22 protein-coding genes are annotated in these 23,505 nt (G+C 52.5%); 18 read left to right on the top strand and 4 right to left on the bottom strand.

The features are described from left to right. Nucleotides 1-44: 44 nt before the first annotated feature. From Abor_RS08615 to Abor_RS08570, 10 genes are all read left to right on the top strand, one after another. On the top strand, nucleotides 45-248 hold the full coding sequence (locus tag Abor_RS08615; RefSeq protein ID WP_048841457.1) for a hypothetical protein: 204 nt from the start codon (nucleotides 45-47) through the stop codon (nucleotides 246-248). Nucleotides 249-672: 424 nt separating this feature from the next. Continuing rightward, nucleotides 673-1,020 (top strand): hypothetical protein, encoded by a 348-nt coding sequence (locus tag Abor_RS08610; RefSeq protein WP_048841455.1) that lies wholly within the window; start codon nucleotides 673-675, stop codon nucleotides 1,018-1,020. Continuing rightward, nucleotides 1,017-1,502 carry a hypothetical protein gene (locus tag Abor_RS08605; protein ID WP_048841454.1) on the top strand — a complete coding sequence of 162 codons (486 nt, stop codon included), beginning with the start codon at nucleotides 1,017-1,019 and terminating at the stop codon, nucleotides 1,500-1,502. The genes Abor_RS08610 and Abor_RS08605 overlap by 4 nt, the downstream gene beginning before the upstream one ends. Continuing rightward, a complete protein-coding gene (locus Abor_RS08600) occupies nucleotides 1,502-1,756 on the top strand; it encodes a hypothetical protein (RefSeq protein ID WP_048841453.1) in 255 nt (84 codons plus the stop codon). Before Abor_RS08605 ends, Abor_RS08600 begins: the two co-directional genes overlap by 1 nt. Before the next feature lie 12 nt (nucleotides 1,757-1,768). Then, nucleotides 1,769-2,104 carry a hypothetical protein gene (locus Abor_RS08595; protein ID WP_048841452.1) on the top strand — a complete coding sequence of 112 codons (336 nt, stop codon included), beginning with the start codon at nucleotides 1,769-1,771 and terminating at the stop codon, nucleotides 2,102-2,104. Then, nucleotides 2,101-2,334: a hypothetical protein gene (locus tag Abor_RS08590; protein ID WP_048841451.1), complete on the top strand. Its 234-nt coding sequence runs from the start codon at nucleotides 2,101-2,103 to the stop codon at nucleotides 2,332-2,334. The genes Abor_RS08595 and Abor_RS08590 overlap by 4 nt, the downstream gene beginning before the upstream one ends. Beyond that, entirely contained in the window at nucleotides 2,318-2,572 is a 255-nt protein-coding gene (locus Abor_RS08585) for a hypothetical protein (RefSeq protein WP_048841450.1), read from the top strand. The genes Abor_RS08590 and Abor_RS08585 overlap by 17 nt, the downstream gene beginning before the upstream one ends. A gap of 77 nt (nucleotides 2,573-2,649) precedes the next feature. Then, complete coding sequence (locus tag Abor_RS08580) at nucleotides 2,650-3,381, top strand: IclR family transcriptional regulator (RefSeq protein WP_048841449.1); 732 nt, start codon at nucleotides 2,650-2,652, stop codon at nucleotides 3,379-3,381. A gap of 92 nt (nucleotides 3,382-3,473) precedes the next feature. Next, entirely contained in the window at nucleotides 3,474-3,872 is a 399-nt protein-coding gene (locus Abor_RS08575; RefSeq protein WP_048841448.1) for a GlcG/HbpS family heme-binding protein, read from the top strand. 44 nt (nucleotides 3,873-3,916) lie between these two features. Further along, nucleotides 3,917-5,140: an MFS transporter gene (locus Abor_RS08570; protein WP_048841447.1), complete on the top strand. Its 1,224-nt coding sequence runs from the start codon at nucleotides 3,917-3,919 to the stop codon at nucleotides 5,138-5,140. Nucleotides 5,141-5,215: 75 nt separating this feature from the next. On the opposite strand, the gene Abor_RS08565 is transcribed toward Abor_RS08570, so the two are convergent. Next, complete coding sequence (locus Abor_RS08565; protein WP_048841446.1) at nucleotides 5,216-6,124, bottom strand: glycosyltransferase family 2 protein; 909 nt, start codon at nucleotides 6,122-6,124, stop codon at nucleotides 5,216-5,218. Between the two features lie 185 nt (nucleotides 6,125-6,309). On the opposite strand from Abor_RS08565, the gene Abor_RS08560 reads away from it, so the two are divergent. From Abor_RS08560 to Abor_RS08545, 4 genes are all read left to right on the top strand, one after another. Then, on the top strand, nucleotides 6,310-6,708 hold the full coding sequence (locus Abor_RS08560) for a putative hemolysin (RefSeq protein WP_052946404.1): 399 nt from the start codon (nucleotides 6,310-6,312) through the stop codon (nucleotides 6,706-6,708). A 151-nt stretch (nucleotides 6,709-6,859) separates the two neighbouring features. Then, nucleotides 6,860-8,725: a molecular chaperone HtpG gene (htpG, locus tag Abor_RS08555; RefSeq protein ID WP_048841445.1), complete on the top strand. Its 1,866-nt coding sequence runs from the start codon at nucleotides 6,860-6,862 to the stop codon at nucleotides 8,723-8,725. Between the two features lie 319 nt (nucleotides 8,726-9,044). After that, nucleotides 9,045-10,154: a restriction endonuclease gene (locus tag Abor_RS08550; RefSeq protein ID WP_048841444.1), complete on the top strand. Its 1,110-nt coding sequence runs from the start codon at nucleotides 9,045-9,047 to the stop codon at nucleotides 10,152-10,154. 273 nt (nucleotides 10,155-10,427) lie between these two features. Further along, nucleotides 10,428-11,606 carry an MFS transporter gene (locus Abor_RS08545; RefSeq protein WP_048841443.1) on the top strand — a complete coding sequence of 393 codons (1,179 nt, stop codon included), beginning with the start codon at nucleotides 10,428-10,430 and terminating at the stop codon, nucleotides 11,604-11,606. Nucleotides 11,607-11,619: 13 nt separating this feature from the next. On the opposite strand, the gene Abor_RS08540 is transcribed toward Abor_RS08545, so the two are convergent. The 3 genes from Abor_RS08540 to Abor_RS08530 form a co-directional block, all read right to left on the bottom strand. Continuing rightward, nucleotides 11,620-11,784, bottom strand: a complete 165-nt coding sequence (locus Abor_RS08540) for a hypothetical protein (protein ID WP_158319727.1) — start codon at nucleotides 11,782-11,784, stop codon at nucleotides 11,620-11,622. Nucleotides 11,785-11,953: 169 nt separating this feature from the next. Beyond that, nucleotides 11,954-13,396, bottom strand: a complete 1,443-nt coding sequence (locus Abor_RS08535; RefSeq protein ID WP_048841442.1) for an outer membrane beta-barrel protein — start codon at nucleotides 13,394-13,396, stop codon at nucleotides 11,954-11,956. 268 nt (nucleotides 13,397-13,664) lie between these two features. Further along, a complete protein-coding gene (locus Abor_RS08530) occupies nucleotides 13,665-15,119 on the bottom strand; it encodes a phosphomannomutase (RefSeq protein WP_181014221.1) in 1,455 nt (484 codons plus the stop codon). A 414-nt stretch (nucleotides 15,120-15,533) separates the two neighbouring features. On the opposite strand from Abor_RS08530, the gene Abor_RS08525 reads away from it, so the two are divergent. From Abor_RS08525 to Abor_RS08510, 4 genes are all read left to right on the top strand, one after another. Continuing rightward, the gene (locus Abor_RS08525) at nucleotides 15,534-16,982 is read left to right on the top strand and encodes an alkaline phosphatase family protein (protein ID WP_048841440.1); all 1,449 of its coding nucleotides are present in this window, start codon (nucleotides 15,534-15,536) and stop codon (nucleotides 16,980-16,982) included. 13 nt (nucleotides 16,983-16,995) lie between these two features. Next, nucleotides 16,996-17,367: a c-type cytochrome gene (locus tag Abor_RS08520; protein WP_048841439.1), complete on the top strand. Its 372-nt coding sequence runs from the start codon at nucleotides 16,996-16,998 to the stop codon at nucleotides 17,365-17,367. A gap of 358 nt (nucleotides 17,368-17,725) precedes the next feature. Beyond that, nucleotides 17,726-20,656: a TonB-dependent receptor gene (locus tag Abor_RS08515; RefSeq protein WP_232014998.1), complete on the top strand. Its 2,931-nt coding sequence runs from the start codon at nucleotides 17,726-17,728 to the stop codon at nucleotides 20,654-20,656. Between the two features lie 21 nt (nucleotides 20,657-20,677). Beyond that, complete coding sequence (locus Abor_RS08510) at nucleotides 20,678-23,413, top strand: glycoside hydrolase family 31 protein (protein ID WP_048841438.1); 2,736 nt, start codon at nucleotides 20,678-20,680, stop codon at nucleotides 23,411-23,413. Nucleotides 23,414-23,505: the final 92 nt, after the last annotated feature.

Below are 23,505 nucleotides of genomic sequence, written 5' to 3'. Positions count from 1 at the left end.
TTTTGTGTTTAATGCTAGGTATAAAAATAAAGAAGGCGGTGGCCATGAAACGCTTAGCTTGTGTTACACTCTGCGCGGCCCTACTTACAGCCTGTGGGGGTGATCATAAACGCTACCCTAACGACACACTGGCTTGTAAAAATTACAGAAGCCAGCTTACCGGGCCAACGCCTCATCTTACGGTTGAGCGTATGCGGGCCGCCTGCCTTGCATCCCGCCGGGCCGCACAAACGCCTGTTACACAGTAGGGCGTGTGTGGTGTGTGCTGAATGTTTGCCAATCTGCCTCGAGTCGTCAGAAGTGAGAAATAGCACTGTTTTTTGCGGTGAAAGAGGCGGCTTTAGCCACGCTCTTGCTGTGTTTGGGCAAAAAGAGTGAGCTTGCCGCTGCCAAATAGGCAGCCAGGCTGAGCAAAGCCACGTTTAAAACACCTCTTTTGGCGGCTTTGTGTTTGTGTATATTTGAAAAAAGCAAATGGGGCTTGGGCAGCGCTCTATTGTGCGGCTGCATGGTCAGCAGTACGCCAGCTTTTGCCCTCTATGGTTTCTCAGCCTTGTTTATATTATGGCGTGCCATATGGGGCGTAGTGAGCGTAAGCCGCCATATGGCTGTGTTTATTTAAAAACGGGCTTTTGGTAGGGCGTTCTCCCCCTTTTTACAAGCCGGAAAACCATGACAAACACAGCACAAGACACACCACAAGCCACAGCGCTTGTGCCACGTCTCAACGACCATGAAAGGCGTATTACAGACCTAGAGCAAGGTGTTACCACAATACAGCTTAAATTGGTTGAGGTACAGACCGAAGGCCGCATGCGCGGTGAGCGCCAAGACCGTGACACAAAAGACCTTAAAACCCTTACCGAAAACGTAAAAGGCTCGGTTGATGATATTCTGCGTGCCATTTCTCTTTTATTCAGGGGGCTAAAATGGTCTTGGGGGGTATTACTTGCCCTTTCAGGCTTTATTGGCATGTATGGGGCCTCTCTCCTGCATTTTTTTGAAACTTTGCATTCATGAGCGGCCTGTATTTACCGCATGTGCATGCTTTGTGGGTACAACCCGCTTTGGCAGCTTTGCCTGCAAGCCTTAATACCCTTTCTGCCCAGCAAGGGGTGCTAGGTATTGGTAATACAGAAAGCGCAGGTTACCGCTACATAAAGCAAATAGGCTCTGGCCCTGCTTTAGGTTTTTGGCAAATGGAGCCCGCAACTCATGATGATGCATGGGCTAATTTCATACGCTTCAGGCCTGCTTTGCAAACAGCTCTTATAGGGCTTTTGGGGGGCAAGGGGGCGTGTGCACAGCGCTTGGCAGATACGCCACTCTATGCGGCGGCTATGTGCCGTGTGCAGCTCTACCGCGCCCCCATGGCCTTACCCCCGGCTTACAACGCAACGGCTTGGGCTACATTTTGGAAAACATATTACAACACCAATAAAGGAGCCGGAAATATTATTCAGGCCACGCCTTATTTTCAAAATGCTATGGGGGTTACGTAATGGATCCAACAGCCTACCTTGTGGCAGCGTTTCAGTATGTCTTGCCCTTTTTGCCCGCACAATGGGTGGCGGGTCTTTCGGTTTTGGGGTCTTTTTTAGTAAGTCTTTGTGCTGTTATCGCTTTTTTTTGGCCGCGCCCGGCAGTGGGGAGTAAATTGTTGCCCCTTTATCTGGTCATCAACACAGTAGGGCTTAACGGTAAGCATGCGGCTAATGCCACGGCTACTGTACCACAGCAAAAAACACTCCCCTAAAAAAGGTTTTTCATGAGCAGTTCTCTGTCTTCTTCCTCACCCACCATCAGTGCTCTTGTTAATGCGGCTGAAGCCCTTTTTGCCACCCTGAGTGGTAAAGCATTAAGTGCGAATGTGCTTAAAGTTAGCAACGGCACAACGTTTGTTATTGATGGCCTTTTGCCCACGTTATCGAGCCGCCTAGCATTTGACCTTGAGGGCGTGTTGGTGGGGGCAACACAGGTGTTGCAGGGGCTTAATACGGCGGTTGCCGCCGCTAAAACCAACACGGCACATGGTACAGGCAATGGGGCTACGCTTGTGGTGCCAAGCTCTGCGGCGCATACAGGCGTAACTGGCACGGTATGATGGCCTATTTCTGGTGGGGGCTTGCAACTTTTGTGGTTGCAGCTCTCATTTTACTTGTGGCGTATGCAACAAAAGCAGGTCGCAATGCACAGGCCGTTAACCAGAGTGCACAAAATACTGCACAGGCTAAAGTCCTTACCACAACCACAGCAGCTATGGCTCAAGCCCAAGCGACAGGCCCCCAAAATACGGCTCAATTGCTAAGCCGCCTAGATGCCAAAGATGCGTAAAGCGGCCCCACGTGTGGCCCTGCGGTGTGCGGCAGTAGGGGTAATTGCGTGCCTATTGGGGTGTAAGGCGGTTTTACCGCAGCCTATTTGCCCACATATTACGCCGTGGCCTGCTGCCTTTCAGCAGCAGGCAGCGGCAGAGTTACGCCAAAACCTAAACTTGGTGGCCTTGCCTGAAATTGCCCGCCAAGATGTGGTGTTGAGAGACCAAGTGAGAGCGTGCCAAAAAGGCGGGTAGGGCGCGTTTTTCACGTTTACACAGCCCCATGCTTGCTTTTATTGCCAGTGGGTAAAGTAAGGTAACACTGGCGCAGCATGCAAAAAGCCCCAAAACTTATCCAGTCGGTTGAGCGTTCCGCCATGATTTTGGAGCTCATTGCACAAGCTGGCGGTGGGGCCAGGCTACAGCATATTGCTGAAGCCTCGGGCTTAGGCAAAACCACGGTGCATAATATTTTGCAAACGCTCATGCACCTTGGTTACGTCCAGCGCCGTGCGGGCGATATACGTTATTACCTTGGTGGGCGTATTCTCAATTTGGCGCGGGTCTTGTCAGACGACCAGAGCCTGCGGGCCCGCTTACGTCCGCTTTTAGAAGATATTGCCCGCACAACACAGGCAACTGTATGGCTTGCCGTACCAAGCGGCGATGAAGCCAGTTACCTTGATATTATTAACCTGCACACCCCCCATACTATTACGCCAGACCTGTACCGCCGCGAACCGCTAGAAGGCTCTGCCGTGGGGTTGGTGTTTTTAGCCTTTGTGCCCGACCTGGGGCGGCGTGTGCTGGCGCGGTGCCCTCCGGCACAGCAGGCTGCACAATTGGCCAGTATAGAAGCAGTGCGTGCACAAGGTTACGCCCTAGACCTAGCGGCTTACCACCAAGGCATACATGGTGTGGCCATTCCGTGGCGGGAGCAAGGTGAGGTTACGGCCAGCATTTGCATTACTGGCCCCGCCCCAGACTACCCGGCCGCGCGTTTGGTGCGCCTAAGCTGGGCCATGACCCGCCTTGCTCAAAAGGCCGAGGTTCAACCACGCTGAATAAAGCACGTTTTGCGTTTTAGCCCCTTGCGCGGGGGCAGGTGCACTGCTCAAGCTTCGCTTCTTTTTTACAAAAAACAGAAGAGTAAAGCATGAAACTGCGTGACGCCGCGTTAATGCTTCGTACCGCGTTGGACGAAGCCGAGCGTATGGGTGTGCAAGTGTGTGTTACCATTGTAGACGCCACAGCATGGCCTGTAACATTTGCCCGTATGGACGGCGTGCCTTTGGGCGTTATTGATGTAAGCCACAAAAAAGCCCGTACGGCCGCGCTATTTCATATGGATAGCGCAGAGTTTGCCAAGGTGGCCCACCCCAACGGAGAGGCCTACGCCCTAGAGGCCACAAACGGCGGCCTTACAAGTTTTGGTGGGGGCGTGGTTATTCGTAACGCCAAGGGTGCCATTTTAGGTGGTATTGGGGTATCAGGCGCCAGCACAGAAGATGACATAAGCATAGCCCGTCTTGCCGCCACCACCGTGCGGGACTGAGTGCGGGGTGCCGTGCGCATTTTCTTTTTCATGAGAGTGTATGAATGACAACAGAGCCTACACCCGGCAGCGCCATACCGTTGGTAGAAGCCCCCCATGGCAGAACTGCCGCTTTGGCCCTTTTAACATTTGGCGCCTTTGTGGTGGGTACAGGTGAATTTGCCATTATGGGCATGCTGCCCGAATTTGCGGCATCGCTCAGCCTGTCCACGGCAGATGCAGGTTATGCCATTACAGCTTACGCGCTGGGGGTTGTGGTAGGGGCACCCCTTATTACCATTTTGGGTGCCAGACTTTCCCGCCGGGAATTGTTGCTGGTGCTTTATGTGCTTTTTGCATTTGGTAACCTGCTTAGTATTGCCATGCCAACATCTGGCCTTGTTGAGGTAGCCCGCTTTATTACAGGCCTACCGCATGGGGCGCTTTTTGGTATTTCTGCCTTGGTGGCGGCCTCTATGGTTGAGCGTAACCGGCGCGGCTGGGCAGTGGGGCGCGTGCTGTCTGGTATTGCCATTGCCACTTTGGTTGGGGCACCGTTTTCTACCTTTGCGGCAGACCATTTTGGCTGGCGTGTGGCTTACCTGCTTATTGGGCTTATGGGGTTTGTAACCTTTTTGGGTGTGCTGCGCTTTATTCCAGCCGATACCCCCAACCGTAAAAACTCCCCCCTGCGAGAGGTCAAAGCTCTTGGCAACGCGCAGGTGCTGCTTACCCTGCTTACGGCTGCCATTGGGTTTGGGGGTATGTTTGCCATTTATACCTACCTTACCAGCGTGCTGGTGCATATTACGCAGGTGCCAGAGTGGGGCGTTATGGCCTTTATGGTGCTGTGGGGGGTAGGCATGCTGGCCGGTGCCAATGTGGGGGCATGGCTGGTTGACCGTAACATCAACCTAGCCGCGTTGCTGGCTTTAGGTGGGAGTGCAGTCGTTATGGTGGTTTTTGCCAGCGTGCTGCACACTGTACCGGCTTTGGCGCTCGATGTTTTTTTGGTGCCAACATTTGTTAACGCTCTAGGCCCAGCCCTGCAAACCCGCTTGATGGATTTTGCAGGAGACGCGCAAACCCTTGCAGCCTCTCTTAACCATTCGGCCTTTAATATTGCCAATGCCCTTGGGGCTTCTTTGGGGAGTGTACTGCTGGCCCATAATTACGGTTATGGCTCTTTGGGTATTGGTGGGGCCATACTGTCTGTTGGTGGGCTTTTAGTCTACCTTCTGGCTATGCTGCTCCTTAAACGCAGCGCGGGGCAGTCTGCCACCGCTTAAGCCCAGTTTGCAGGCTGTATGCCAGTTAAACCCGCAAAGGCGCAGAGCTCTTAAACCGGGCCTGCGCCTTTAGTCTTAAAAGGCGTGTAAAAAAGCCTCGGGTATGCGGTGCAGGTCTGTATCTTCACCGTGTTGTACGGTGTTTTCTATGTCTAGGCTTTCAAGGTTTGTGTCTGAGCGTGTGGCTTGCATCTGCTCTAAAAAATTGAGCATAGCTTGGTCTTGCGCCCGGTGCGAGTTGCCATGCCCAAGGCTTATGGCGCGTGCACTCCAGTTGAGAGAGCGGGTTAAAGCCAGCCGCTTAAGCAGGTGTGTCTGGTCTGCATATTTCAGGTGAAACATCCATAAATCTGTGTCCAGCACACTGGGTTGGTCACAGCTATGAAAGCCCGGCTGCCACGATAGCGGCACAGACGAAAGCAGCGTTTTGCACGACCAAGGCCGAATAGCCCCATAAGGCCGCTGCATCAAAATAGGTTTGTGCCACGCAACAGGGGGTAGGTCTGGGGCGTGTTGCACAACATCAACCCCCACGCAGCGTATGCTCTGGTAAGGGGTTTGTTGCGCGTAGGCGCGCAGTGTGGGGTAGCGGCTTGGTCGGGCCACCACAAACTCGTCGCAGTCTGTAAACAGCACAAATTTATAGCGTTGCAACAGAGCGCGTTGAAAGCGCTGCACCTGCCATGTGCGTTGAATTTCATCAACATCCAGCCGGGGTATGGGCACAATGGTGCAGCCCGGCAGGGGGGGCAGGCTGTCGCTACCGTGGTCTAGCACATACACATTGCCAGCCCCTACTTGGCGCACAAAGTAGGCGGCCCAAAGGGGGAGCAGTGTGTGCTCGTTATACACCATGGTAAAAACGGCTAGCGGGCGTTGGCGTGGGGTTAGGTGGCGGGCCGTACTGCGCACCATACGCCACAGGCCAGCGCGTATGCGCTGGTATAAGGTGGGTAGGGTTTTGGGGTCTTGGTAGGCAGCCATAAGGTGGCGCTCCTTTACAGGCTGCCAGCAACAGGCTGGTGCACTAAGGGCCTATATTTGCCGCAAAGGGTGGCCAAAATGGGGTAAGGTTCTGGGTAGGGTAAAAGCACGCTTAAAGAAGAGCTAGGTAGTGCCACGGCCTGCTAGGATACTGTCTTAAGTGTGCACAATAAGGAGCGTTAAACATGCGTAACAGTTTGGCTTTTGGACGGGTGGGGGCTGCCTCTCTGGCTTGCCTTATGGGTTTGGCTCTTACGCAACCCTACGGGGTGCGGGCGGCAGAGCCTGAGCAAGGGGCACCCAAGCTGGTGCAGCCTGCTTTGGTGGGTAGCCAGCCGGTAAGCCCGCCCAATACGCAGGCTGTGGGGCAGGCTCGGCCTGTTTCTCAGCCCCAATCCCAACGCCGTATTGGCATGGCTAACCCTGCCTCCGTCCATTGCCTAGATGCCGGAGGGCGGCTGGAAATACGCTCAGGCAAAGCAGGCCAGTACGGTATTTGCCACCTGCCAGATGGCCGCATGTGTGAAGAATGGTCTTACTTCCGCACCGGGGAGTGTTCAGCCAAAAGCCTGAAAAACCAATAAAGGCAAAAACCACACCCCAATGCGTTGGGAGATATTGAAAAATTCTGCCCGACAGCACATGTCTAAACCCGTGCAAAGGTGGTGCCCTTTGGCCTAAGGGCAAACGGCGCCACGCTTGAAATGCAATAGGTTACGGAGAAGTTTGAGAGTTATGACAGACGCAGCAAACGGTGCCAAAGGGGCCGAAACCCGCGAATTTAGTGCAGAAGTTGGGCGCCTGCTCGACCTCGTGGTGCACTCGCTCTACTCCGAGCGTGAAATCTTTCTGCGTGAGCTTGTGGCCAACGCAGCAGACGCCACAGACCGCCGCCGTTTTGAAGCCCTGACAGATGGCGCCCGCGCCCTGCCAGAAGATGCCAAAATTCGCATCGACCCAGAAAAAGACGCCCGCCTGCTCACCATTTCCGATGATGGGTCAGGCATGACGCGTGATGAGCTGGTGGCCAACCTTGGCACCATTGCCCGCTCTGGCACCCGTGCTTTTGGCAAACAACTGCAAGACGCTAAACCAGAAGACCGCCCTAACCTTATTGGCCAGTTTGGTGTTGGCTTTTACGCAGCCTTTATGGTGGCAGATAAGGTTGATGTTATCTCCCGCCGCGCTGGGGCAGATGAGGCATGGCGCTGGACATCGGACGGTAAAGGCTCTTACACGCTCGAACCCGCAACGCGCGAAAAAGCGGGCACAGACATTATTCTGCACATTAAAGAAGATGCAGATGAGTTTTTGGACAGCTGGCGCTTGCAGGCTATTATCCGCAAATGGTCAGACCATATTGCATGGCCTGTCACCATTTTGCGTGATGGTAATGAAGAAGCCGCAAACGAAGGCACAGCCCTGTGGCGTAAAGCCAAAGGTGATGTTACGGAAGAGCAGCTTAACGAGTTCTACCGCCATCTAACCCACAATTTTGATACCCCGTGGGACACCCTGCATTGGCGTGCAGAAGGCATGATGGAATTTTCTGCCCTGCTGTTTGTGCCCGGTAGCCGCCCGTTTGAATATGCCGAGCAAACGCGCGAAAGCCGCATTCGCCTGCATGTGCGCCGCATGTTTATTACAGATGAGGCCGATATTCTGCCCCCATGGCTGCGCTTTGTGCAGGGTGTGGTTGATACAGAAGACCTGCCGCTTAACGTCTCGCGTGAAATGTTGCAGGCCACCCCGGTTCTGGCCCGTATTCGTAAAGCTGTTACCAGCAAGGTAATGGGCGAGCTAAAAACCCGCGCCAAAGACGCAGAAAGCTACACAACCTTCTGGGAAAATTTCGGCCCCATTTTCAAAGAAGGCATGTGGGACGACGCCGCCCACCGCACAGAAGTTGCGGGCCTAAGCCGCTTCCGCTCTACCGCGGTTGAAGGGCTGACCTCGTTTGATGACTATATCAGCCGCATGAAGCCCGAGCAGGACGCCATTTACTACCTGACCGGCGATAACGCGGAAACACTGGCATCCTCCCCCCAGATTGAAGGGTTCAAGGCACGCGGTATTGAAGTGCTGCTGCTTTCAGACCCAGTAGACTCTTTCTGGCCAGACCGCCTGTCTTCTTTTGAAGGCAAGACCCTGCGCAACGTGGCCCAAGGCCAAACCGACCTTGAAAAATTTGGCGCTCCGGCAGAAACCGATGCCGAAAAAGCCGATATGGACACCCTGCTGCCAGCCCTTAAAACAGCCTTGGGTGAGGCCGTGTCTGACGTAAAAGCAACAGACCGTCTGGTGAGCAGCGCTATGGTGCTCACCGCGCCAGAGGGCGGGCCAGACCTGCAACTGCAAAAACTTATGCAGCGTAGCGGTCAGGCTCTACCGGGCGTTACCCCCGTGCTTGAGCTTAACCCCGCCCACCCGCTGGTGCACCGCTTGGCCCAAAAGGTTAAAGCGGGTGAACCAGTGGATGAACTGGCCCATATTCTTCTTGATGTGGCCAGCATCCAAAATGGCGAACCCCCTAAAGACGTTAACGCGTTTTCTCGTCGCTTAATGGATGTGCTGGTAGGCCAAGGTACCCCAGCCGCCTAACAACCAAACTCCCCCAAAGGGTCTGCCCCGTGTAGGCTCTTTGGTCCCCCAAACACCCGGCCAGCCCGCAATGCGGCATTTTAAAAAACAGCCTCTTGGCCGGAGTGCTTGGGTAAAATTGGGCAACGCCCGGGCACTTTGTGCGCGGGCGTTTCTTTATTCCTTTTAAACTCAGCATGTTAGAGCGTTATGGGGTTTTGTTTTTGCCGTAAATAGGCCAGAATAAAAAGAGAACATACCCAGAATCGCACGGCTCCTGTAAGAGCAAGCACCACAATGGCCCAAGCGGGCTAACCCCAGCATGAAGGAACAAGAGTAGGTGAAGGCCGGTTACAGTGTTTGCGCAGCCCTTTTGCTTTTGGCCGGGCCAGCGCAGGCAACAACTTCTTTTCAGTCCCACGCCTTTGCCGCCTCTTCCGCTCTCCGGTCTGGGGGGGCTTTTACGGGCCCTCCTGTAGCGCATAGCCTAGGGGCGCACGCGCCCATACCCTGTGGTATGCCGCCTGCGTGTAGTATGCTGCAACTCAGTGCCTACAAGCCCCTGCCACAGCCAGAGAACTCAGCGACCGCAGCACTAGAAAATACCTTGCCAGAACCCGCACGCACGGCCCTGCAAAGCCTTACCCAAACAGTGGGGGGTGTGTTGCAGGGGTTGCCTGCTTTGCCGTTTGCCTTGCCGTTGCATAATGGCTTTGTTGTGTTTTTTGGGGGGGGCGTGGGGCTGTATGTGGCGCTTAAACTGCTGCTGGCATACCGGCGCAGGCGGGCTTTTAAAGGGGCTGTGCAGGCGGGCAAACAGCTTATTCTGTCTTTGGCAGACAGGCTGCAAATTCGGCGTAAGCAGCTTGTGTTTCAAAACGCATATGGCACCACCATTTACGATAAATGGGAGCGCGAAAAAACCGCCTTTATGCAGCGCGAAATGCTCACGCACCTTAGCGAGCAAGGCTACGAGGCCTATTTTGAGCGCGCCACCCCCACCTTGCTGGCCTACCTAGACCAAGTTGCGTTTGATACGCCGCCCGCGCCTGAGCAAAAACTGAGCAACCCAGATGTCTATAGCCCAGATATGGACCCCTTCGATTACGAGCGGTACTGTGCCCGGCTTCTGCGCCAAATGGGGTGGGAAGCCATAGCCACCTCAGAGTGTGGAGACCAAGGGGCAGACGTTGTGGCCAGCCGGGGCAACACCCGTATTATTTTACAATGCAAACTCTACACCAAAGCCGTTGGCAACGATGCCGTGCAGCAGGTCTCGGCCGCCCGCCAGCATTACGGTGCCCGCTTTGCTGCCGTTGTTTCTAACGCGCCCTACACCATACCCGCCCAGCAACTGGCCAAAACCAACAAGGTCTTTTTGCTGCACCATGATGAACTCCAGCGGTTTGTCAGGCGTGTTGAAAAATCTCCTACCTTCCGCCTGCGCTAGGCTACGTGCCCGCCGTTAAGGCGGCATAACAGGCCGCGTGCCGCGTACACGCCCCACTCTCTCCAACACACACGGTTGGTAGGCTTAGGCGGTTTTTTTCTGGCCGTTAGTAAACTTGTGCTTGGGGCTGTGTTTTGCACGCCAGTCAGGTCGGTTTATCTGGTGTGTCTGTTGGGCAGCGGTTAGGCTGTTTGCTTTTAGGCATAGCTCATTTATGTCTTTTTAAAACGTAGTTGTAAAAACGTCGCCCACCGCCCGTAAAAGGAGCCTTTTTTGCCTATTGCCCTAATTGCTCTTGCTGTGGGGGCCTTTGGCCTTGGCACAACCGAAACCATTGTTATGGGTCTCTTGCCCGAGCTTTCTAGCGGGCTGGGGGTATCTATTGCCCAAGCCGGGCTGCTGGTGTCTGGCTATGCTCTTGGGGTTACGGTGGCGTCTCCGGTTGTGGCGGTGTTAACCAATGCCTATTCCCGCCGTTATACGCTGTTGCTTACCATGGCTATTTTTACGCTGGGTAATGCCTTAAGCACCGTAGCACCGGGTTATTGGGCATTGATGGTCGCCCGTGTGGTTACATCGTTTTCGCATGGGACTTTTTACGGGGCGGCCTCTGTTATGGCGTGCCAACTTGTGCCGCCACACCAGCGGGCCAAAGCGCTCTCATTAGTCTATATTGGGCTAACACTCGCCATGATTTTGGGTGTGCCTATGGGCACAGTGGTGGCGCAGTTTAGTTCGTGGCGTGTTGCTTTTGGGCTTATTGCCCTTATTGGTCTTGCCGCATGGCTGAGCATTTACGCCTGGATCCCGCAAGACAAAGTGTCTGGCCCCCCTGTAAGGCTGTACGCCCAGCTCCATGCCATGACCCGGCCTTTGGTGGTCACCATGATGTTGGTTTCCCTCTTTACATCGGCCAGCATGTTTTCTCTGTTCACGTATATTACGCCGTTTTTGCACATACGTACCGGCTTTACCGCCCACACCATAGACCTTGTGCTGCTGCTTATTGGTGGCGGGTTATGCCTTGGTAACCTGTTGGGTGGCCGCTTGGCAGACTGGAAAATGCTGCCCTCGTGCGCAGGCCTTATGGCGGCAGTAACCACCGTGCAACTGCTGCTGGTGCCCGGTAGCCTGTATGCTTGGAGTTGTCTTGCGCTCCTGTTTTTATGGGGCGTGTTTATTTACGCCCCCATGGCGCCTTTACAGTCTTACGTTGTAACCTGCTCCGGCTCGGCCCCCAATATTGCGTCTGCCATGAACCAAAGCTCGTTTAACCTAGGCAACGCCATTGGCGCATGGGCGGGTAGCTTGCTGGTTGCCGGGCCAGAAAGTTACGCAAAGCTGCCCGTGCTGTCGGCCGCATTTGCCGCAATAGGCTGTGTTTTGGTCTTTATTGCTAAGTATTTTGAAAAAAGAATGCAGGCAGAACAACCCACTCAAAACGCAGCCTAAACAGACGCACACTTTACAAGGCTGGCAGGCCGTAAGCCTTATGGGGTGGGGTAGTTTTAGCCGTTACTCTTTGCAGGCTTTGCAGGCCTTTGGCGGTTTTAGGGGCAGTATTTTTTGCCCCTACTGCTCCAGTATGGCCGTTGCAAAAAGCCGCTGTGCTCAGCCAAAACAGCCCCATGTCCTCTCTCAGTTTTACGCATTTAAAATAGCCTAAAGGCTCTCATTGTTTGGGGGCGGAGGGGGTAGGTAGCTACACGGCAGTAGGGGGCAAAAAGCACAGGCCCTAGCGTAAAAATGTCGCTAAATGGGCAAAACTCTTTTCCAATAACTCCCCATAGCTTTGGGGCTTAAAAACTCAGCACAGCATCGCAGTTAAACGTCAGCATGTTTTCATCCCCATTGGTTATGGTGGGGGCGTCTACAGTGCCTGCGTGGTTAAAGGGGCGTGTACCATTTAAAGATTTATCAAGCCGTATTTCAGGCCGCAGGGTAAAAGTGCCCTTGCCCAAATGCCGGTTTATGGCTTCTGGCCGGTAGGTGGCGCCTAGGGTCAGGTCTCCATAAGTGGTGGGGGGCGCGTTATAGTAAGAATAAGGCTGGTTACGCAGGGCGTTTACATACGCCATGCTGCCCGTGTACTGGCTAATAACCGCGCCGTTATTATCCCTAAATATTTCCCCGCGTGCATTAAGCGTTAAAGACGGGTTTATGTCCCACGCTAGGTAGGTTGAAATACCGTAGGCATCATCGCGCGTGGCGTCATCATGCAGGTAAGTGGCATCAAGCGTAACAGAGACGGTTTTGCTGGCGTGGTAGGTTACCATCACGTCTGGGTTGTATTGCATCAGGTGGTTGGCCTTGGGGCCAATACCCGCGCTGCTCCACCCTAGGGCAGATATGCGGGTGGGGCCATTATTGCCCCCCGGCCCAAAATGCCCCACTGCATGAATGTTCAGCCTGCCATCAAGCAGGTTGTTCCATGCAAACCCAAAATACCCTTTGGGGCGGCTGTTATTGCCTGCCTCACCAAAGGTAACAGAGCTGCCAGCATCAATGCCCAGTATCCAGTCCATATGTTTGCTTAGGTGCATGGTGGCGACAATGCCTACCATTTCAAAGGGCATAATATAGTCTGCGGCGTAGCTGAAAGAATACATCTGCCGTGCCAAGGCAGGCGTGCCCTCTGTTCCCATAAGCCCATACATCTGGCCTATTTGCACATCTATGCCGTGTTTAAATATCCATGGTAGGTGGGCATCTAGGTGTATTTGGGTGGGGGCCCATTGGTATTGGCCTGTCAGGCTGCCATCACCCATGCCAATGGTGGGGTCGTAGCGGGCGTCAGAGCCGTACATGGCCTCTATAACAAAACCCACCCCATACCCGCCGCCTATAGGCGTTATGGGGTGCGAGAGAGACCCCATAATCTGGTTCAGGGTCGCGGTGTTGGCCCTGTCCATATAATACTGGCCAAAGTTGCGGCCTGTGTGTGTCCATGGGTTGCCAGAAATGCCGCCTTCTATGCTCACATGCCCCACCAGCCCGTCCCAATAAGAGCGGGGTTGCCCATTAGGGGGGGTAAACAGGTTGCCCACACGCATGGTGGGCAGGTCTGGGTCTGTTTCTACAGTTTGTTTAAGGGGGGCTGCTTGTGCTGTAGCCTGTACCGGCCCTTGCCCCGCAGCGGGTTGGGCCGCGTTGCTACCCTGCATGGTTTGCGCGTGTGCCAAGGCTGGTAGGGCAACGCCCCATAATAGGCACAAAAACGCAGGGGTGTGTTTACAGGGCATAGGGTGCTCCGGCTTTTTATGCCTATTTACCGGGCTGCGCTGCAAATAAAATAGGCAAGTAGCGCATTTCGGCTTTGCACGCTCCTAGCAGGTGCCCATGCCCTTACGCCACTGCGGTTTGTGGTGGTCAATTCCTAACCCTGCCCTTGCACAAGTCTGCTCTGTGCAAGGGCGGGGTCTCACATTTCTGTTAGCCCATTGGCGGCGTGGGGGCAGGGTATTTTGGTACAGCCCGACTCTGCACCGGGCCGGAGGGCACGGGCAGGGGTTAGTGCTCCCGCCATGCCCCCACGGCCAGCAGGGTTTGTGCCAGCAAGGTTTCTGCACGGGGTATGCTATCGGCTTCTACATACACACGTAATTCTGGTGCATTGCCAGAGGGGCGCAGGTGCACAATCTCGCCCGAGGCAAAGCTCATGCGTACGCCATCGGTGTCATCAACATCGCACAGTACGCCGCAGGCCGTGCTTAAACCAAGGTTTGCCACTCCTTGCTGGGGGGCGGCCCGTAGGGCTTCAAGGTGCTTCTGGCTTAGGGTGGTTGGCATATCTTTGAGCCTGTCGCTTACGGTAAAGCGGGGCGGCAGAGTGGCAACAAGGCTGCTTAAGTCTTGCTTTTGGGCTTTGGCTGTTACCAGGGCACAGAGCATGGGCAGCACGGCATCTCGTGTTGGGAGCGCGTCTAGGGTGCGGCCTTCTTGTTGCACGGCACTGGCCAGCAAAAAGCCGCCATTTGCCTCGTACCCTACGACAGGGCCTTGGCCCGCCTGTGCGGCGTGGCTCATGGCTGCCACGACATACGGTGAGCCAATGCGCGTGCGGTATATGTTGGGCACCGCGCCAGATTTTTCGAGCGCTGTGTTACTGCTTACCGGGGTTGCAACACTCCCAGCGCCTAAAGTTTGTGCGGCCAGAATACCCAGCACATCACCGCGCAGCCATGTGCCGTTTTTGTCTGCCAGCAGGGGGCGGTCAGAGTCCCCATCTGTGGTTAAAATGGCATCAAAGCCGTGGGTTGTGGCCCAGTCTCGGGCCAACACAACATCTTCAGGCCGCACGGCTTCTGTATCGACCGAGACAAAGCGCTCTGAGCGGCCTAGTGGCACGACCGTAGCCCCAAGGGCTTCTAGCAGGCGCACCAGCACATCGCGCCCAACGGCAGAATGTTGGTACACCCCAAGGCGCATACCCTTTAAGGCAGTTGCCCCAAAAAAAGTGCGGTAGCGGTCTATATAGGCGTCTTCAATTTCGGTTACGGCGGGTAGGTCTATGGTGCGGGTTAAGGTACCGTGTGCATCAAACCAGCCATCGGGCAGGGTTACGTCCTGCATTTTCATGGCTGTTTCGTCTGTTTTTAAAAACTCACCCTTTGCGCGGTTAAACTTAATGCCATTGCGGTCATCGGGTATATGGCTGCCTGTTACCATTAAAGATGGCATAGCTCGCGCAAAGGCAAAGTGGCACAGCGCAGGGGTTGGCACATAGCCGCAAAACACGGGCACACCGCCTAGGGCTTCAACCGCAGCAACGCAGGCCCGTAAAATGCGCGGGGTGCTTGGGCGCAAATCTCCAGCAAGGGCTACAGGCTTGCCGGGCGCAAACTCGCCCAAATTTTGCAAATGCAGCAAAAACCCCATGGTGTACGCGCAACAGACGGCATCTGTCATGGCACTTACTAAGCCGCGGGCACCACTTGTGCCAAACGCTACGCCAGACTGTTCCATCCATGTTGCTATTTTCATTGTGTTTCCGTTGCGGGTTGTTTGGTCTTGGCCCTAGTTTACACCAAATGGGCTGCGGGTAGAAATTGGCGGCCTGTATGCGGGTTAGCACGGGCAAATTTTAAAGTATTTTTTAAGGGGGATTTTGCCGCGCTGCTGCGTCTACATAAAACCTAGTTTCTGTCTACCAAGAGTTTTATGACACTTATATTGCATTCCGGCTGGCGGGTTGCAAAGTCTAAACAGAGGGCGCAATGCTTGCCCCGCATATGTGGTCTTAAACGTATAAGTTTGGTGTTTTCTTAGTAAAGCGCTAGCTATTTTGTGTTTCGTTATTTTTGCCGGTCATAAGCTGTAGCGTCTTTAAGTGTGGTTGGGCGGCATATAGGTATTGATAAAAGCAGGAAGTGTCGGTCTATGTTTCGCTCACGCCCCTCAACGCGCCGCCGCCTTATAACCGATGCCGCGCGTCTGGCAGCGCTTAGCTCTGCTGCAACGCTCATGCCGCCTAATGTGCGCAAACTTATGGCGCAAACCCCTAAACGGGCAGGCTCGCTTAAAGACATTAAACATGTTGTTCTGCTCATGCAGGAAAACCGCTCTTTCGACCATTATTTTGGTACGTTGGCGGGTGTGCGCGGGTTTAACGACCCAGACGCTCTCACCCTTAAAAACGGCAAAAGTGTTTTTTACCAACCAGACCCAGATAATTACCACTCAGACTATCTGTTGCCTTTCCACCTTGATACCAAAACAACCAACGCGCAAAAACTGCCCTCAACCAGCCACGCATGGAACGTGCAGCATATTGCCTGGAATGGCGGCAGAATGGACCAGTGGCTTTTAGCTCACCGTTTGGTCGATAAAGAAAATGCCCCTTATGTTATGGGCTATTTCAAGCGTGAGGATATTCCATTCCATTACGCCTTAGCCGATGCCTTTACAATTTGTGATGGCTACCATTGCTCGGTTCTGGGCCCAACGGGGCCAAACCGCCTGTACTACATGACCGGTATGATAGACCCAGACGGCACCGGTGGCGGCCCCATTACCAGCAACATTCAGCCAGAAGAAGGCTTTGGCTGGAAAACCTACCCAGAACGGTTAGAAGAGGCCGGTGTAAGCTGGCGCATTTACCAGTGCGGCAAGCATGGCCGCCCCTTTAACCAGTTGCAACATTTCCGGCAGTTTATGGATGCCCCCCATAGCTCTGCCCTGTACCGCAAAGGTGTGCCAGAACCGTCTGAAGGCGAGTTTGAGTATGATGCCTTGCACGACCGCCTGCCAACGGTTTCTTGGCTATGCCCCCCCGGCTGGGCGTGCGAACACCCTGACCATATGCCCGCTGCCGGTGCTGAATTTATTGCGCAAAAACTAAACGCACTTGCCGCCAACCCAGATGTCTGGGCAAAAACGGCCTTTATTCTCAATTATGATGAAAATGACGGCCTGTTTGACCATGTGCCCCCACCGTTTGCCCCCCGCGGCACACCGGGCGAATATGTTGATAAATGGCCTATTGGGGCGGGCTTTCGCGTGCCGTGCATCATTATTTCTCCATGGACAGTGGGCGGCTGGGTTTGCAGCGAAACCTTTGACCACACCTCAACACTCCAATTTCTTGAGCGTATAACAGGTGTGCGCGAGCCTAATATTACCCAGTGGCGGCGCGATACGTTTGGAGACCTCACTTCAGCTTTTCGTTTTGGAGCAATGCCAGAAGCCGCGCCCGCTCTACCGCCCACAGCAGACCTGCTCAAGCAGGCCGAATACGCCACTGAGCATTTTAGTGACCCTGTTTTTCCAGATAAGCACCAAGTTGCCCCCGTGCAGGAAGCAGGCACCCGCAAACGGGTAGACCAGTAAAAGGGTGCCTAGCATGCAAAGCATACTGCGTTTTACGCAAATAACCGCGTGTGGCCTGTTGGTGGTGCTTCCCGTGCAAGGGCGGGCGGCCCCGCAGGCGGCGGGCAGTGCCGCTCCCTCACAGCAGGTGGCGCACGGGGTGGCGCTTTATAAACAGCGTTGTGGGGCATGCCATAACACCCCCTCTCGGAGTTTAGACGAGGCCCCACTCCTTGCAGGCCCAGCGTTTGCGCAAAAATGGTTGGCACGGCCAGCCGCATTGTTCCAAAAAATCCGCTATTCCATGCCGCAAGATAACCCCGGCACTTTAAGCGATGAAGAAGCCCAAGCCTTAGTCGCGGCGTTAGCAAGTGGGTATATTAGCGGTAAAGCCCCGGCAAAATAAGGGCGACCACAGGCAGCTACAGCGCGGCTTGCGGTCTGAGGGCCGCCGTGGGGTTACTCTGCTTCTTACACTTAAGCCGGTCTCAGTTCAGTGTTGCGCAGACATTTTTCAGCACTTTTGGCAGGCAAATATTCTTACAGCACCACTCTATTGTTTATAATGAGAGAAATTAAATGTAACACACTGAAAAACAATAACAATATGAGCGGTTCGGGTGCTCTATTAAGGTGCGGGGAATGCCCCAATACATTTTATACTATGACGGTTTTATGAAATGTAACCCGTTTTGTTGAGGAAACAGCGCAGCAGAATTGTCTGCTCAGTAGACCCTGTTTTTTCAGAAAGCTGAACTCTCACCATGCGTATCAAAAAAACCAAGGCTACTTCCCTAAGTTGCGCTGCATTCCTTGGTGGCACGCTTTTTACGCCGCTGCACGCATGGGCTGCCCAAGCTGGCGCAATTGCCGGTTCGGCTATGCCAGTGCATATTCCTGCGCAAAGCATGGGGAGTGCGCTAGACGCTTTGGGGCAACAAACGCATACAATGGTTGTCTATACGCCAGATGCCGTAAAAAACCTGCAAGCGCATGCGGTTAATGGCGTATTTACTCCCCACGATGCACTGACCCAACTTTTGGCAGGCAGCAATTTAGAGAGCATAGAAAAACCGGGTGGTGGGCTCATCATCAAAAAAAATAAGGCCGGCAAAGCAGTTAAAAAAAGTGCACGCAAAGAACCAGATGATGCTGAAACAGTTTTCTCTGTCGGGCACCGTTACGTTAAGGCTGAAAAACGCACGTCCAATATCGTTATGGACAGTATCGCCTATGACCCCTACGAAAACCTTGGCGGCAACTCGTCCATTGCGTCTTCTTTGGTGCTTTTGCCCGGTGTTACAGGTATTATTAACGGTGACGAACCGCGTTATGTGAGCTTGCGTGGTATTAGCCCAGACCTTAACCACACAACGGTCGATGGCCTTACCATGGCCTCCATTGGTGAAACAGGGTCAGGCACGCGGCGTGTAAACCTGCAAGATACACCAGTCGAAATGACATCGCGTACCAATGTTTATAAAAGTTTTACCGCTGAACAATCAGGCGATGCAATTGGCGGTATCATAGATCTTATTCCCATGAGCGCGTTCGACCATAAAGGGTTTTATGCACATCTAGATGGGTATGGTATTTATTCTACCTATAAAGGTTCCGTTGGGAATAATGGTATTAAAGGGTACTCCCCCCATTTAGGTGCGGGCGAAAAATCCAACATTTCTTACCGGTTTGGTAAAGAAAAACAATTTGGTATTGTTATCTCCAGCCGCTACCAAGACCGAGTTACAAACCAGACAGGGTCATCAAGCGGTTTTCAATATCTTGATAAATCCGGAAAAGCCCTTTCAACGACAACAGACCCAACAACCAACCCAAACTGGAACGGTAGAATGACCCCGTCCAGTTACTCCAATTCAGAATATGCCAATATGGTCACCACGTTGGGTGGTTCAGGTAAACTCGAATGGCGACCTGTTGGTACAAATATTAAGGCCTCTATTCTGGGTTGGACATATAGACGTTCAGAAAATGTTATGGGTGATATGAATGTTTATAATTTAAAAAATACCGTACAAAACCAAACAGATAATAGCGGCACTATACAAGTTAACTCTTTATATGTGCGTCGTATTCAAAGTACCTACTCTCGTAATTCAAATGGCATAATGGGCCATCTTGACTGGAAACATGGTAATCATTCTGTTGTGGTGCGTGCAGGGTACACATGGGAAGGGTATGATAACTACCAGCCTTTAGAGCGCATGCGCGCATATCCCAAAAAACTTTACGCAACCTATTCTGGTAACGCAAAAGATGGTGATATTATCCGCCTGACATCTCTTTCCAGTGCTACCGCGCTACAAAACTCCACATGGTCTGCTTACCAAATGCAGCAACAATGGCGCAGCGCGGAAGAAGGTATTCCCACTGTGCGGGCCGATTACACCTACAATACAGATTACAAGTCCCGCGGTTTCGGCCTCGCTGCCGGTTTTGAATGGCGTGAATTGTCGCTCGAAAACAATATCAGAATGCAGGAATATGATACTGGTTTTGATATGACAAATTATGCAAATTTTACAAATTATGTGCCATCAAAATGGAACCTGCCTTACGTCTTTCTTAATGCAGATGGGCGCAAATTTGATTGGAGCAGTCTAACGCAGGGGTCTTCTAAATTAGCAAGTAGTATTTACGATTCAAAAATAAGTAATTTTAGATACAAAGAAGACGTAACAGACGGGTATGTTTCTCTGCATTATGCTCTCAAAAATACTGTCTTTATTGCAGGTGTCAGAGCAGATGATACCAGTTACTCAGCCTGGATGCCGACTGTATCAAATAACCTTGTGTCAGATAACTTCACGAAAAAAAGCGGTAATTATATTAACCCGCTGCCTTCTTTTGATTTTGTGCACCGTTTTCCATGGAAAATGAACATCCATGGGGCTTATAGCCGTTCTATCGGGCGCCCAACCCCGTCCAATATTGCCCAAGCTGAAAATATTACTTGCGGCACATCAGATGAAGATGGTGGTGCAGCGTGCTCTATTAGTCGTGGCAATCCTAACCTTAAACCACGTAAAGCGCATAACTTCGATTTCTCTATCGACCAATATTTTGACCATAGTCAGGGTATGGTCAGTCTCGCTTTCTTTGACAAAATGATTCAGGACGATATTTACACACTCAGAAACTTAACCATGCAAGACGGTGTCTTATACAACGTCTCTCAACCCATGAATGCTACAGGTTCCAACATTCATGGGCTTGAACTGTCAGTGCTTGACCGTTCAGTTGCCCTATGGGGTCAATTCTTTGACCTGTCCATGAATGCAACATGGATGCAGGGCAACATGAAATATGTCAATTCAAGCGGCCAGCAAACACGCATTAACCACATGATTTACCAGCCCGATGTGTTGGTGAATGGTGCCGTAACATGGCATATTCCCGCCATTCAAGGTGGCCTACGTGCAACGGCAACCTATACAGATAAATACCTGACCAGCATTGGTAGTTACGCAAGCAACAACCAAGGGCAGGGTGCCTATTTTATGCTCAATATGGCTTTTTGGCATAAAGTTTATAAAAACGTCTCTTTCCGTTACGAGGTGCAAAACCTCACGGGTACACGGTTTAGCAACGTTGTTGGTAACAAACTACAATACACCAATAACACAAGCTATTTAGGGCGTGGTATCTACTTCCATGTTGTTCTTAACTCTCTGTAAGAAAAGCGATCTTCTAACTCAATGACATTTCGAGCAACCATTCTGGTGACAGCAGCTTTCTCGCTGCTGTCACCTTTGCTTTGTTATGCGGCATCCCGCGTTGCCCCAGCACAAGCCGTACCCCATGCCGCAGCAGGCGCAACCGTAACATGGGGGCATGCCCGTTTTACGGTTTTAACCTCACGCCTTATTCGTATGGAGTGGTCGGCAGATAGTCATTTTGAAGACCGTGCAACTCTTGTTTTTCTTAACAGGCAATTACCTGTACCACATTTTACGAAAACGTCAGACGCCAACGGCATAACGCTTGAAACACAAGACCTAACCTTAACCTACCACCCAGATGCGCAAGGGCAGTTTACCGACAAAACGCTGCAAATTACCCTAAAAGGTGGCCCAACACCTGTAACATGGCATGCTGGCCAAAAAGATACTGCAAACCTGCTTGGTACAACCCGCACGCTAGATGGCTCATCAGGCTCTCATCTCAAATCTCCTATGGAAGATGGGCTGGTGTCACGCTCGGGGTGGTCTGTGGTTGATGATAGCCAAAGCCCCGTGTTTAGCGTATCTCCCAAGCCGGTGGTCAGAAAAACCGTTGTTGATGGCGCATGGGTAGAAGAGCGCACAACAGCCCCCCACCAAGACCTATATTTCTTTGGGTATGGGCATAACTACCGTCAAGCACTAACAGACTATTGTGCAGTTGCGGGGCGTATTCCACTGCCACCTCGGTACGCTTTTGGGGTGTGGTGGTCGCGTTACTGGTCATATACCGACCAAGACCTGCTTTCTTTGGTACAACAATTCCATGAAAACAGCCTGCCGCTTGATGTAATGGTTGTTGATATGGATTGGCACCTTAATGAAGATCAGCTCAAAAAACGTGGCCTTAAAGATTTATCTGGCCACCGTTTAGGGTGGGATGGTTATACATGGAATAGCACGTTTTTCCCTAACCCCACGGCCTTTATGGCGCAATTACACGCGCAGGGTATCAAGGTTGCTCTTAATTTACACCCGGCCTCTGGTGTGCAATCTTGGGAAAGTGCATTCCCAGACATGGTAAAAGCCATGAACATGCCAGAAGGCACTCAGTATGTGCCTTTTTTAATTACGCAAAAAAACTATGCACAAGCCTATTTTTCAGTGTTGCACCACCCGTTGGAAAAACAGGGGGTAGATTTTTGGTGGCTTGATTGGCAGCAGGAAAAAACCACACCTATTGCAGGGCTTAATCCAACATGGTGGCTCAATTACCTGCATTTTACAGATCAAGAACGACAGGGTAAGCGGCCTCTTGTTTTCCATCGTTGGGGGGGCTTAGGCAACCATAGATACCAGATAGGTTTTTCAGGAGATACTATTTCAACGTGGGAGTCTTTGGCGTTTCAACCGTGGTTTACAGCGACGGCTGCCAATGTTGGGTATGCCTACTGGAGCCACGATATCGGGGGGCATTCTCCCGGCGCTATCGACCCAGAGCTTTACACACGGTGGGTGCAATATGGTGTGTTCAGCCCAATTTTTAGAACACATACCACAAAAAACCCCGAGGCTGAGCGCCGTATTTGGGCTTATCCTGAGCCATATTCAGATATTTTACGCGCCAGCTTTCGCTTACGGGCAGAGCTAAAGCCCTATCTTTATACAGAAGCCCGCAAAACATACGACACGGGTATCGCGTTTAATCGGCCTCTCTATTACGACTGGCCCGAAGAAAACGATGCCTACACCATGCCAAATGAATATATATTTGGTGATAATATGGTTGTAGCCCCTATTGTGCAGCCCGTAGACCACAAAACAGGCTTGGTGCAGGCTACCTTGTGGGTGCCGCCTGGCCAATGGGTTGAACGCTCAAGTGGTAAAACCTACACCGGGCCAACAAAAATTACGCAATACTTCTCTCTTCATCAAACACCAATGCTTATAAAAGCAGGCGCTATTATGCCGCTTGAAGAGGCTGTGTCAGGGCAAAGTGCTGAGCCCCAGCGGGTTATAGAAATTTGGCCAACATCCCAAAAAGAAAAAACATATTATAATATTTATGAAGATAACGGGCAGGGTGTAGAATACCAAAAAGGCGCATATGGGTTCATTACGGTAAGCGCTCAACAAACTAATACAGAAAAGCGCGTTGAGATAGCGCCCCTTTCTGGCCATTTTAAAGGCATGCCTGCGCTACGGCATTATGCACTACGTTTTCCCGCAGCTATGCCGCCCGCACGTATTCTGGTAAATGGCCATGTGCTGGCTCCTACCCCCTTTGCGGGCCAAGTCGGCTGGTATTACGAAGGCAATTTGTTAACAACCCATGTTGTGTTGCCCCCACAAGCTGCGCATACCCCGCTTTCTGTTGTGCTGGTTTACGATGCCAACCACCCCGTACAGGTGCCCACCCAAGGCTTTACAGGGCGTCTAACCCGCTTAATAGAAGCCTACCACGCCTTGGCCCCTTTTGAGCGTATGCAACAAGCCCCAGATGAACTGGTGCGGGCCGCGCAAACTGGCAGCAGGTTAGGCTACGCGCCAGAAACGGCAAAAGCAGAACTCGAGACTTTTTCTGCTCAGGCTGCCTTGGCTGAGCAGGTGGTAAAAGCCGATGCTGTGCAACTTCAGGCTGCTGTGCAGGCTGAAAAGAAAAGCCTTTTCTTTGGCCAAAAGCACAAGACTTTGGAACAAAAGCAAAAAATAAAAGACACCCTTTTGCAAGCTATAAACCAGGCCCTCACGTTGGTTCATGACGCACAATAATATGCAGGCAGCCGTGCCTTTAGAGCCAAAAAGGCACGGCAAAATGTCACGGAAGTATAACATAATCTGCTATGGTATTTCAGCTATGCCGG

Origin of the sequence: Acetobacter orientalis, from assembly GCF_000963965.1 — a bacterium.
Taxonomy (GTDB): Bacteria; Pseudomonadota; Alphaproteobacteria; order Acetobacterales; family Acetobacteraceae; genus Acetobacter; species Acetobacter orientalis.
Note: the sequence above shows the minus strand (reverse complement) of the source record. Positions and strands in the feature narration are given on the sequence as shown.